The sequence below is a fragment of the Bacillus paralicheniformis genome, from assembly GCF_002993925.1.
GTDB classification, from domain to species: domain Bacteria; phylum Bacillota; class Bacilli; order Bacillales; family Bacillaceae; genus Bacillus; species Bacillus paralicheniformis.
Genome location: NZ_CP023665.1, coordinates 1,675,140 through 1,687,162, shown reverse-complemented (window position 1 = coordinate 1,687,162; position 12,023 = coordinate 1,675,140). Strand labels below are relative to the sequence as shown.

10 protein-coding genes are annotated in these 12,023 nt (G+C 46.5%); 4 read left to right on the top strand and 6 right to left on the bottom strand.

Annotated features, from left to right (window positions below; all coding sequences use genetic code 11):
- Positions 1-48: 48 nt before the first annotated feature.
- Positions 49-975: a heme o synthase gene (cyoE, locus tag CP943_RS08655; RefSeq protein WP_020451272.1), complete on the bottom strand. Its 927-nt coding sequence runs from the start codon at positions 973-975 to the stop codon at positions 49-51.
- Positions 976-1,377: 402 nt separating this feature from the next.
- On the opposite strand from cyoE, the gene CP943_RS08650 reads away from it, so the two are divergent.
- Positions 1,378-2,286 (top strand): COX15/CtaA family protein, encoded by a 909-nt coding sequence (locus CP943_RS08650; protein ID WP_020451271.1) that lies wholly within the window; start codon positions 1,378-1,380, stop codon positions 2,284-2,286.
- A gap of 81 nt (positions 2,287-2,367) precedes the next feature.
- Here CP943_RS08650 and pyc read toward each other — a convergent pair whose 3' ends face one another.
- The 4 genes from pyc to glsA form a co-directional block, all read right to left on the bottom strand.
- The gene (gene pyc, locus CP943_RS08645) at positions 2,368-5,811 is read right to left on the bottom strand and encodes a pyruvate carboxylase (RefSeq protein ID WP_105980921.1); all 3,444 of its coding nucleotides are present in this window, start codon (positions 5,809-5,811) and stop codon (positions 2,368-2,370) included.
- 78 nt (positions 5,812-5,889) lie between these two features.
- On the bottom strand, positions 5,890-7,101 hold the full coding sequence (locus CP943_RS08640) for an FtsW/RodA/SpoVE family cell cycle protein (RefSeq protein WP_020451269.1): 1,212 nt from the start codon (positions 7,099-7,101) through the stop codon (positions 5,890-5,892).
- Between the two features lie 333 nt (positions 7,102-7,434).
- Positions 7,435-7,716 (bottom strand): Fpa/YlaN family protein, encoded by a 282-nt coding sequence (locus CP943_RS08635; protein ID WP_003181465.1) that lies wholly within the window; start codon positions 7,714-7,716, stop codon positions 7,435-7,437.
- Between the two features lie 132 nt (positions 7,717-7,848).
- Positions 7,849-8,793 carry a glutaminase A gene (glsA, locus tag CP943_RS08630; RefSeq protein ID WP_371268713.1) on the bottom strand — a complete coding sequence of 315 codons (945 nt, stop codon included), beginning with the start codon at positions 8,791-8,793 and terminating at the stop codon, positions 7,849-7,851.
- A 102-nt stretch (positions 8,794-8,895) separates the two neighbouring features.
- Between glsA and CP943_RS08625 the strand changes: the two genes are divergently transcribed.
- Entirely contained in the window at positions 8,896-9,378 is a 483-nt protein-coding gene (locus tag CP943_RS08625; RefSeq protein ID WP_023857266.1) for a hypothetical protein, read from the top strand.
- Between the two features lie 141 nt (positions 9,379-9,519).
- On the opposite strand, the gene CP943_RS08620 is transcribed toward CP943_RS08625, so the two are convergent.
- The gene (locus tag CP943_RS08620) at positions 9,520-10,848 is read right to left on the bottom strand and encodes a PhoH family protein (RefSeq protein ID WP_020451266.1); all 1,329 of its coding nucleotides are present in this window, start codon (positions 10,846-10,848) and stop codon (positions 9,520-9,522) included.
- Positions 10,849-11,003: 155 nt separating this feature from the next.
- Here CP943_RS08620 and CP943_RS08615 point away from each other — a divergent pair, with 155 nt between their 5' ends.
- Together CP943_RS08615 and CP943_RS08610 are read left to right on the top strand one after the other, a co-directional pair.
- On the top strand, positions 11,004-11,618 hold the full coding sequence (locus CP943_RS08615) for a YhcN/YlaJ family sporulation lipoprotein (protein ID WP_020451265.1): 615 nt from the start codon (positions 11,004-11,006) through the stop codon (positions 11,616-11,618).
- A gap of 119 nt (positions 11,619-11,737) precedes the next feature.
- Positions 11,738-11,944, top strand: a complete 207-nt coding sequence (locus CP943_RS08610; RefSeq protein WP_003181456.1) for a YlaI family protein — start codon at positions 11,738-11,740, stop codon at positions 11,942-11,944.
- Positions 11,945-12,023 lie beyond the last annotated feature (79 nt).

Genomic DNA, 12,023 nt, shown 5'->3' with positions numbered 1-12,023 from the left:
TGTTTGAAGTGTTAAGTGACAGCCTTCAATGTGATGAATTATAGAGTTCTATCCAATTTTAAAAAGTGTGAATACGACCATGGCAACGAAGAATATGGTCAAGTAATTTAATGAATATACAAACATGAGCGTTGCCCACTTCATGATATTTTTGCTTCTGTAACCGACCAGACCGCAAACGAGCCAGCCGATATTGAGTACCGTTCCCAAAATGACGATCGGCAGTCCGAGTCCGCCCAGGAAAAACGGCAGCGGCATTAAGCAGGCAATCCAAATGATGATTTGCCTTTTCGTCACTTCAAAACCGTGTACAACAGGCAGCATCGGTATATTTGCGGCTCTGTATTCCTCCGTTTTCTTAATCGCAAGCGCCAGAAAGTGGGGAATCTGCCAAATAAACATGATTAAAAACAGCACCCACGCCTCAACTCCGATGGAGCCTTGGACAGCGGTCCATCCGATCAAAGGAGGAACAGCCCCTGACACACTTCCGATAATCGTATTAACGGTATAGCGGCGCTTTGACCACATCGTGTATAGAAACACGTACGTAAAGACGCCGACAAAGCCTACTGCGGCAGTTGTCAGATTGGTCATCAGCAGCATGATAAAACCGAGCGCAGTCAGCAGAATGCCGAACCACAATGCCTGTGAAGGCTGGATTTTACCAGTCACCGTCGGCCTTGTTCTCGTCCGCTGCATAAGCTGGTCAATATCACGGTCATAATAGTTGTTGATGACGCATGATCCTGCGATAATAAGCGAGGATCCCGCTAAAGTGAACAGCACGATATCAAGGTTTCCTAGAAAGCTCAGATTTGAAAAGTAAAAAGCGAGCCACAAGCCCGTAAAAGTTGTTATCAGGTTCGAGTAAACAATCCCGACTTTGATAAGGGCGAGGAAATCTTTCCATGCTGTCGTCTCTTCTATTTGTCCATTCATTGCTGTATCAGCTGTAATTCTTGTTTCAGCCATAATACTAACCCCCCTTACTCAAACCTTCATCACGTCAAGAGAAGCGGTATATTCATAAAAAACCTACAACTCTATCATACAAGATTACCGGTTGGAAAAAAACAGCCTATTAAATATTAATCGACAAACCGGTTTATATTTGTGAACTTTTTATGACTTTCTTTACAGATGAAGGAAAAGTTGTGAACAAGAGCGGAAAACCACTGTCATTCTAATATAGTTCTATCAAACGAAGCCACAATTATCAAGTCTTCAAAACCAATAAAAATGTGAACGCCTTCTATTGCATTTTTGTGAACAATAATCATTATGAATTGCAGCAGAACATCAATTCGCTTACACTTGAAGGTGGTAAATATCTTTTTATTAGTCAGTTTGCATTAAAAAAGGAGAATTGAATTTATGAATAAAGCATTAAAAGGCTTGGGAATTATCACAACTATCGCCATGCTTTTCGTGCTGATCGGCGGCGCCCTCGTCACAAAGACGGGTTCGGGAATGGGCTGCGGCAGATCTTGGCCGCTTTGCAACGGAAGCATATTCCCGGCTCTAACCCTTGAATCGATTATCGAATGGAGCCACAGGTTTGTCAGCGGCACATCCGGCGTCCTTGTGCTGGCTCTCGCCATTTGGACATGGAAAAAAATCGGCCATATCAGAGAAACGAAATTTCTTGCGGTGATGTCGGTCGTCTTCCTCATTCTTCAGGCGCTCCTGGGCGCTGCGGCGGTCGTCTTCGGGTCTTCGGCCCTGATCATGGCTTTGCACTTCGGAATCTCGCTTATTTCCTTTGCATCTGTTCTGCTGTTGACGCTCCTCGTGTTTGAAGCTGACAGCAAGCAGAAAGCCGAATCGTTTTATATAGGAAAAACCATGCAGTTTCATATGATAGGAATCATTATATACACATATGTCGTCGTTTATACAGGCGCATATGTCCGGCATACGAAGTCAAGCCTTGCGTGCCTTGACTTTCCGATGTGCAGCACACAAAACGGCTGGCTCCCAGGGAAGTTTCACGAATGGGTGCAGATGGGACACAGGGCTGCGGCGCTTCTTCTGTTCGCTTGGATCATTGCGGCAGCGATACATGCGGCCAAACAGTATAAAAATCAAAAACGCATTTATTGGGGCTGGATGATTTCCCTGATCCTGATCATCCTTCAGGCTGCCTCAGGAATTGCGGTTGTCTACAGCAGGCTGGATTTGGGATTTGCACTCGCCCACGCTTTCTTCATTTCCTGCCTGTTCGGAATCCTTTGCTACTTCCTGCTGCTTGTTGCGCGCTATCGCAGACAGGCGCAAAAATAACAATAAACAGTTGATCCCCCGCCTGTTGCGGGGGATTTTTTCATAAAAAAAGGCCGCCGACAAAAGTCAGCGGCCGCACTTTTATTTTTTCAGCTCAATGAGGAGGTCGCCGGTTTGAATGGCTTCTCCGTTTGTCACATGAATGTTTTCAACAGTTCCTGAAAACGGAGCCTGAACGGTCGTTTCCATTTTCATTGCTTCATTGATCATTAAATGATCGCCCTTCTTCACTTGGTCCCCTTTGCTTACAAGAAGCTTAATCACCGTTCCCGGCATGGACGCCGCGATATGATTCGGGTTTGAACGGTCGGCTTTCACCTTTTGATGAACGGACGATTTAATGCTTTCGTCTTTAATGACCACTTCGCGAGGCTGGCCGTTCAGTTCAAAGTAGACGACTCTCGTCGCATCAGGACGCGGTTCGCCGATAGAGACAAGTTTGACGATCAGCGTTTTCCCTCTTTCGATCTCGACTTCGATTTCTTCGCCAAGCGTCATGCCGTAGAAGAAGGTCGGTGTATCAAGCACTGAGATGTCCCCGTACAGTTCCGCTGTCTTAACATACTCGGTAAACACTTTCGGATAAAGCGCATATGCAACAGCATCATGATCGGAAAGCTCCAGATCATGCGTTTCCTTAAACTCCGCTTTTATATCGTCAAACGAAACGGGTTCGAGAAGTTCTCCAGGGCGCACTGTAATCGGCTCCTGCCCTTTCAAAATCAGCTTTTGCAATTTCTCAGGGAATCCGCCGTGAGGCTGGCCGATATACCCTTTAAAAAGCTCGACTACTGAGTCAGGAAAATCGAGTGATTCTCCTCTTTCGTAAATATCATCTTCCGTCAGGTTATTTTGCACCATGTAAAGTGCCATATCCCCGACGACTTTAGATGACGGCGTAACCTTTACGATGTCCCCGAACAGGTGGTTGACCCGGCTGTACATTTCTTTCACTTCATTCCAGCGATCACCGAGGCCGACTCCCTTAGCCTGCTGCTGAAGGTTGCTGTATTGGCCGCCAGGCATTTCATGCTTGTAAATTTCGGTATGAGGCGCGTTCATGCCGCTCTCAAACTCGCTGTAGTATTTTCTGACAGACTCCCAATATTGAGACAGCGACTCTACCGCATCGACATTCAGCTGCGGACGGCGTTTATCGCCTTCAAGCGCATGATAAAGCGAGCTTGCGCTTGGCTGTGATGTCAGGCCCGCCATAGAGCTGACCGCTACGTCGACGATGTCGACGCCTGCTTCTATCGCCTTCGCGTACATAAAAATACCGTTGCCGCTCGTGTCGTGTGTATGCAAGTGGATCGGAATGTCGATCGTCTCTTTCAAAGCTGACACCAGTTCGTATGCTGCTTGAGGTCTCAGCAGGCCGGCCATATCTTTAATGCCGAGAATATGCGCCCCCGCTGATTCAAGCTCTTTTGCCATTGACGTATAATATTCAAGGTTATATTTTGTTCTGTTCGGATCGAGAATGTCTCCGGTATAGCAGATCGCGGCTTCGGCAAGTTTGCCCGACTCGCGCACTGCATCAATGGCGAGCGTCATCCCTTTAACCCAGTTCAAGCTGTCAAAAATGCGGAATACATCGATTCCGGCCGCAGCGGATTCGCTGACAAACTTTTTAATCAGGTTGTCAGGGTAGTTTGTATACCCGACGGCATTCGAAGATCTCAACAGCATTTGAAACATCGTATTCGGAATTTCCTTCCGCAGCTTCTCAAGCCTTTTCCACGGGTCTTCTTTCAAGAAACGGTAAGCGACATCAAAAGTGGCGCCGCCCCACATTTCAAGGCTGAAAAGCTCAGGCCAGAGCGCAGCTGTCGGATTGGCGATTTTCTCCAAATCATGCGTTCTGAATCTTGTCGCAAGCAGTGACTGATGGGCATCGCGGAACGTCGTATCAGTGAGAAGCACTTCCTCTTGATCTTTCACCCATTTGACGAGCCCTTCAGCTCCGCGTTCATCAAGAATCTGTTTTGTTCCGCTCGCGATCGGCTGATCGACATCCGTTTTGACGATCTGGGGTTTGTCGAACTCCGGCTTCTTCTTTTTATCAATGCCCGGGAAGCCGTTGACCGTTACGTTCCCGATATACGTCAGCATTTTTGTTCCGCGGTCTCTCTGCTTAGGAAAGACAAAGAGTTCCGGCGTTGTATCAATAAAAGACGTGTCGTATTGCCCTGTGAGAAATTTTTCGTGTTTCGCCACGTTTTCAAGGAAAGGAATATTCGTTTTGATTCCCCTGATCCTGAATTCCTGTAGGTTGCGAACCATTTTGGCCGCCGCCTGTTCAAACGTCAGCGCCCAGGTTGAAAGCTTAACAAGCAGCGAGTCATAATAAGGCGTAATGACAGCGCCCTGAAAACTGTTTCCGGTATCAAGCCTCACCCCGAAACCGCCGCCTGAGCGATATGCCATGATTTTGCCTGTGTCAGGCATGAAATTGTTTGACGGGTCTTCAGTCGTAACCCTTGACTGGATCGCATATCCGTGCAGCGTGATGGCATCCTGGTTCGGAATGCTGATTTCGCTGCTGCCCAGACTGAGTCCGGCAGCAATCAGGATTTGTGTCTGAACGATATCGACACCCGTCACCATTTCCGTAATGGTGTGCTCCACCTGAACACGCGGGTTGACTTCAATAAAGAAAAACTCATCGTTCGCAACTAAAAATTCAACCGTTCCGGCATTGACATAATCAACATTCTTCGCAAGCTTAACGGCAGCATCGCAAATCTTTTCCCGGAGGGACTCAGAAAGCGAAACGCTCGGCGCTATTTCGATAACCTTTTGATGACGCCTTTGCACAGAGCAGTCACGGTCGTAAAGGTGAACCACGTTACCTTCTTTGTCTCCGATGACTTGAACTTCAATGTGCTTCGGCTTTTCGATCAGCTTTTCGACATACACTTCATCATTACCAAAAGCGGCTTTCGCCTCTGATTTTGCCCTGTTATAGGATTCCTCCAGCTCCGATTCGTCTCTGACGATCCGCATGCCGCGGCCGCCGCCGCCAAGCGACGCTTTGATGATAAACGGATATCCGAACTCCTCCGCAAATTGTTTGACCTCCGCGATATCAGCCACTGGGCCGTCGCTCCCCGGTATGACGGGAATTCCTGCTTTTTCAGCTTGTTCACGGGCTTTTACTTTGTCTCCAAACATATCGAGGTGCTTGGAGGTCGGTCCGATAAAGATGATGCCTTCCTCTTCACACCGCTTGGCAAACTGAATGTTTTCAGACAGGAAGCCGTAGCCCGGATGGATGGCATCCACATGGTTGCGTTTCGCAATCTCGATGATCCCTTCAATATCAAGATAAGCATCAATCGGCTTTTTCCCTTCGCCGACCAAGTATGCTTCATCGGCTTTGTATCTGTGGTATGATCCGCTGTCTTCTTTAGAATAGATCGCTACCGTACGGATATTCAGTTCTGTGCAGGCGCGAAATACGCGGATAGCGATTTCCCCTCTGTTTGCAACAAGAACTTTTTGAATAGACTGTTGTGACATGTCGTTCCCCCTCATCCGCTGTTTTAAGTATGTATCTATTCTAAATGAATCGGATGGACATTGTACACGCTTAGTTTTTTAAAAATTTATACTTTTTTTATATTGATTTTCTTTGGTTTTTGTAGTATCGACAGGCTGTTTTCGTTTGAACCGGTCAAAGTATTCATTAAACATGCTGATGTTCACCAATATCCCCGCGCTTGCCATCAGCAGAATGAGCGATGACCCTCCATAGCTGATAAACGGAAGCGTCACCCCTGTCAAAGGAATCAAGCCGGATATGCCGCCCAGGTTCACGAAAGACTGGATGGCGATCATGCTTGATATCCCGATCGCAAGCAGGCTTCCAAACGGGTCGTCGCATTTTCTCGCAATATAAAACCCTTTTAAAACGATGAAAGCGAGCAGCAGCACGACAAAAAGGACGCCGAAAATGCCGAGCTCCTCGGCGATGACCGCCATAATGAAATCGGTGTGCGTTTCAGGCAGATATCCATACTTCTGCACGCTTTCGCCGAGACCCAGGCCGAACAGCCCTCCCGAACCGATCGCCAAGTAGGAGTTGACGACTTGAAAACCAGATTTCTGTGCGTCTTTAAACGGGTTTTGGTAGCTTTCAAACCGATTCATCCGTCCTTCTGTTAAAATGCTGTCCCAGTTGAAATAAATGAGCGGGCTGACGAGCACAAGGACAGCCCCGGCCAAAAGTACGAGCTTTAACAGCGTTTTGCCGCTGAATCCCGAGCACAAAATAATGCACAAAGCGATTAAAGCGATGATAAAGGCCGTTCCCACATCCGGCTGAGCAGCGACCAGGGCGCAAATGAAAAGCGTGATGATTGCGGGAGGGGCGATTCCGGCTCCCAAGTTGTCAATATAGCTTTGCTTTTTGGCATAGACGGAAGAAAGATACAAGATGACGGTCAGCTTGACAAACTCCCCCGGCTGGATGCCGTAATTCGAAACCCTAAACCAGCTTTGGGCATTCCCGGCCACGTGTCCGACAACGAACAGCCCGAACAAAGCGACAACGGAAATGAGCAGCAAAAACTTTTGGAATTTTTGATTGGCAAAAGCCTTATACGGAAAAAGCGCCGCGCATAAAAATATGACGGTTCCGAGCACCAAAAACATCAGCTGCCTGTCAAAAAAGTAGCTGCTGTCTTGTCCGTACCTTGTCACGGCTGTGATCATGCTTGAGCTGTACACCATGACGAGCCCGAACCCGCACAGCAGGAATACAGCGAAGATTAATGAATAATCATAGGATTTGAGCATTCTTTTTATCATATTATTATCCTCTTCCTTACTTGCCTTCAAAATGTGTTTGTGGTAACTCCTTCGTTATTTTACTACACTTTCTTAAAAAGCACGAAAGATACCCTTTTCATAAGACTTCGAATCTCGTCTGAAAGAAAAGTCCGTCTGTTCCAAGACTGCCGTTCTATTTTTTTATCGGCATACCATGCGTCTTCGTTTATTCGGCACGAACAGCATTCATTCCTTCATCAGCGGACGTTTTCTTTCTCATTCCATAACAAAAAAAGCCTGCCGGCAGTTTGTTTCTATCGAAACGTCGTCGACAAGCTGACTCAGACAGAAAGATTCTTCTGAGGTGTTCATTTATTTTTTTGTAAATGCATCATGTAATGCAGACAATTCACGTTCCAGCCTGTAAAGCAGTTCTTTACCCTCTTCTTCATCCACTAATCCAAGGCGGACAGCAAAATCAATTTCCCTAGAGAGTCCGAACATTTGTGTATCTAAAACCTCTTCATAAAGAGGACATTGAGGCATCGTTAAGTTGTCCATTTGCACTTGAATCAGCTTTAAGATTTTATCAGCATCACGTTTTAACAGGGCAAGTGCTTTTTCACGATGGTCGACTACAATCTCAGACGCCAAAAGTATCCCTCCGTTCCCCAGGCGAGTACCTAATTCTTCTATTTATGATAAAGCCTCAGCCGAAAAAAAGCAAGCTATTTCTGTCCTTTCGCCGTTTTTCAAAGACTCGCATTTTAAGCTTCCGCTCACGTTTTAAAAAATGCTTAAACTGTAGTTCGCCGATAACAGCTCTAAAAGCCGGATTCCGGCGATGCTGTTTCCCTTTTCATCAAGCGAGGGCCCGAAGATGCCGATGCCGAAACGGTATGGGGATAGACCCATGATTCCCCCTGAAACCCCGCTTTTGGCGGGTATGCCGATTTTGATTGCGAATTCGCCGCTGGCATTATACATTCCGCATGTCACCATAAATGTTTTGCAAATTCTCGCGATATCCTTCGGTATGATTTGTTCTCCCGTTTCGGGATGCTTGCCGTTCAAAGCAAAAACAGAACCGATTTTCGCCAAGTCTAAGCTGTTCATTTCAATGGCGCACTGCTTTGTATACACATCCATGACATCCTCAACCTCAGCCTGAAAAATACCGTGCTCTTTCATGTAGTAGCACATCGCCCTGTTGACCATCGAGGTTTCAAATTCAGATTCGGCGACCTTCTCACAAAAGGTAATATTCCGATTATTTGCCAGTTTTTTAATAAAATCAAGAAGCCTGCCGATCTTATCGGCATTCGTCTCTCCTTTAATCATGCTTGTCACCACCAATGCTCCGGCATTTATCATCGGATTCAGCGGCTTCCCCGGGTTGACGGTTTCAAGTTTGATGATGGAGTTAAACGGATCACCAGTCGGCTCTTGTCCTACATAATGAAACACTGTTTCCGGGCCGTGATCGATCAGGACGAGAGCAAGCGACAATACTTTTGAGATGCTTTGCAGAGTGAAGGCTTTTTCCACGTCTCCCGCTGATATACACGTCCCGTCCGTAAAGTAGACCGCCGCCGATAAATCGTCCTCCGATAATTCAGCCAAAGCCGGTATGTAAGATGCAACCTTTCCTTTGTCCGTCACTTTTTTCGCTTCCGTGACAAAATATTCAAGCTCCTCATTATCCCGGCAATTCAAGTTTTTTCCCTCCATCCGAGCGTCGTTGCTGTTATCTTTCCCGGAGAGGGCTTTTGTTATGAGAAGTGACAATTTGAAAGAAAGCGCTTATAATTTTTGTGAGGGAGTGGTAGAGACATGAGCATTGTAACGATCACAGGAAATGTAAAGTATCAGATTACGCTCGATCCGAGCGTTTGGATTTTTGATGACCGAAAATTCGATCTCGATCAGTTCTTTTCAGATTTCAGAGAGGTAAAAGATGAAGATGACGACCTTGTGATTGACCGGGAACGGCAAATCAGGGAAGGTACTGTATCGCCGCCGACACTGAAATCAGAGAAAAAATATGAAAAGGAGAAATTGCTTGACGGCACTTTCGGGATCAAGCTTGAACCTTTTTTGAAAAATGCGGAGGTGACAGGCTCCGCCGTCAAATGCCTCTTCAAAACGGAAGGTGAAGACGTTTCCGTTCCGATCGAAGAAGCGGGCGGCATGATTCTCTGCTTCAGCAACAATGGCAAGCCGCTTGGCGAAGACGGGCCTGTACACGTTTATTTTCCCGACGGTTCAAACAGGATGACTCCTGTGAAACGAGTAAAAGAAATTCACATTGTTTAAAGCTACAACACTGCAATGGGTGCGCCGGAGGCGATGAAAAACTCCGCCTCCTCTTTCCCGGCCGGGCTATCGGCACTTGCCGGCAACCCGGCCCGCGGGCCATGCAAGTTGCAACCCGGGTTAAACGCCCGGTTTTTTTATTTACAGCAGATCGGCTGCAAGCCTGGCGAGCCGGGAGCGCTCTCCTTTTAAAAGCTTCACGTTTCCGGAAATTTTTTGATCCTTAAAGCGCTCAACAACATAGGCCAGGCCGTTGTTCATCGCATCTAAATAAGGATGGTCGATCTGTTCGGTGTCTCCCATCAATACGATTTTACTGCCTTCCCCGACGCGCGTCAGAAGCGTTTTGACTTCATGCTTGGTCAGATTTTGAGCCTCATCAATGATGATGAATTGGTCAGGAATGCTTCTGCCCCTTATATATGTGAGGGCTTCGACTTGAATGGAGCCCATCCCCGCTAAAATATCATCAAGCTCCCCCGGCTTTTTTGCATTGAACAAGTATTCCAGGTTATCAAAAATAGGCTGGACCCACGGACGAAGTTTTTCTTCTTTTTCACCCGGAAGATAGCCGAGATCTTTTCCGACAGGAACGATCGGCCTTGTGACAACAAGTTTTTTAAAATTCCCCAGGTCTTCTGTCTGCAGCAGCCCTGCTGCCAACGCAAGCAGGGTTTTTCCTGTGCCGGCTTTTCCAATCAGGGTGACAAGCGGAATATCTTGTCTTAAAAGAAGTTCCAAAGCCATCGTCTGCTGTACATTTCGCGAACGTATGCCCCAAACCTGTTCCTGATCGAAAACAAGCTTTTTAACGGCTTTTCCGCTTTGATCTACGATCCCTACGGCAGAGGATGATCCGCCGAGCGCGTCCTTCATAACGACAAACTGGTTCGGACGCAGCATCTCACTGCTGATTTCGTGAAGCGGCAAATCGTGATGTTCAAAAAAGGAATTCATCTGATCCGGGCGAATGTACACGTCCGTATAACCGCTGTATATATCATCATTGTCGACAACCCTGTCGTGCAAAAAATCCTCTGACATCAAGCCGATGGCATCGGCTTTGACACGGATCAGCATATCTTTGCTGACAAGGATAACCGGCCTGCCGTCTTCTTTCGTTTCCTCTTCCAGGCTGAGGTTTTTCGCTACGGCTAAAATACGGTTGTCGCTTGTTTTTTCGATAAAAATTTCTTGAAGCTGCTGAAAAGAGCGATGGTTCAGCTCGATTCTCAAGCTTCCTCCGTTTGGTAGGGGAACATTTTCATACAGCCTTCCTTTTAAACGCAAATCATCTATCAATTTAGATACGCGCCTTGCATTCCTCCCAATTTCATCCATGTAGCGTTTCTTTGAGTCGACTTCCTCCAATACGACAGCCGGGATGACAACCTCGTTATCTTCAAAAGAAAAGATTGAATTCGGATCCTGCAATAACACATTCGTATCCAGCACATAAATTTTACTCAATCTTCCGCCTCCTGATCAGGATTTTTAGCCTTTTCTTTTCAATTGGGTTAAAAGCTGATGGAGCGCCCGCTAAAATATATGTTTTTGTGAATAAAGATAGAAGGTTAATTCAACAATAAAAATTAATGAAAGCATTTTTAAGGAGGCAACCTCAAGTGCGAATCTTTTTTTTGATCCTAATTCAAACCGTTATGCTGCTTTCAGCCTGCGGCATTCAAAATAATGCCCGAAATGAAGCGAACGAGCTTCCCGGCAACAAACCGATTCAAGTAAAAAACAGCTCCCAAGAGCCGGTGAACCGTAAAGACGGGCAAGCCATCTCGCGGCGCCTTGTGAAGATCACCGAAAGCGTTCCGGGTGTCAATGATGCAACCGCCGTCGTGCTCGGCAGGCTAGCCGTCGTCGGAATTGATGTGAAAGACAATTTGGAGCGCAGCAAAGTCGAATCTATTAAGTATTCCGTGGCTGAAGCGCTGCAGAATGACCCTTACGGAGCAAACGCCGCCGTTGTCGCAGATCCCGACACCGTCAACCGCCTGCGGGCAATGGGCAGGGAAATTCAAGCGGGACGCCCTGTCAAAGGGATTCTCGACGAGCTGGCAGCCATCGTCGGGCGCGTCCTTCCTGAAGTGCCGAACGACGCAACAGACAATCAGCAAACAAATCCTACAAAATCCAACAACGACCAGTTGAATGACAGAAACCAGAAACAGCTTGAAAAGGAGCAGAATAAGCAATCAAACAAGCATATGAAAAATCGGCAGCCATAACTTTTAAAAGCCTGTGCCACTGTTTTCTTGACGGCACAGGCTTTTTCCTTTTTTCTATAGGAGAAAATTTATTTGTCCGATTGATTAAGGTATAATGAATCGTAAGTGAGGTGAATCAAGTGAGGGTAAAGTGTTCATTGTGTGACAAAATCGAAAAAATCGATGATGACACACTCATTGCCAAACGTCTCCGAAACCGGCCGATACATACTTATATGTGCCATGAATGCAGCGAACGAATTAAAATCAAAACAGAAAACCGGATGAAAACCGGCCGTTTTAAGCTATATCCGCACAGAAAAGATAAAGAGCAGATCAAGTCATGAAAGCATGGACAAGCTCCATGCTTTTTTATCGGCTTTTTTGTTACACGAGTAACAAAATTAAAGATTATAGTTGATAAAC

What these genes read in the sequence shown, in the direction of transcription:
- cyoE (WP_020451272.1), bottom strand. Translation starts at nt 975, where the DNA reads ATGGCTGAAACAAGAATTACAGCTGATACAGCAATGAATGGACAAATA.
- CP943_RS08650 (WP_020451271.1), top strand. Translation starts at nt 1,378, where the DNA reads ATGAATAAAGCATTAAAAGGCTTGGGAATTATCACAACTATCGCCATG.
- pyc (WP_105980921.1), bottom strand. Translation starts at nt 5,811, where the DNA reads ATGTCACAACAGTCTATTCAAAAAGTTCTTGTTGCAAACAGAGGGGAA.
- CP943_RS08640 (WP_020451269.1), bottom strand. Translation starts at nt 7,101, where the DNA reads ATGATAAAAAGAATGCTCAAATCCTATGATTATTCATTAATCTTCGCT.
- glsA (WP_371268713.1), bottom strand. Translation starts at nt 8,793, where the DNA reads ATGGAGGGAAAAAACTTGAATTGCCGGGATAATGAGGAGCTTGAATAT.
- CP943_RS08625 (WP_023857266.1), top strand. Translation starts at nt 8,896, where the DNA reads ATGAGCATTGTAACGATCACAGGAAATGTAAAGTATCAGATTACGCTC.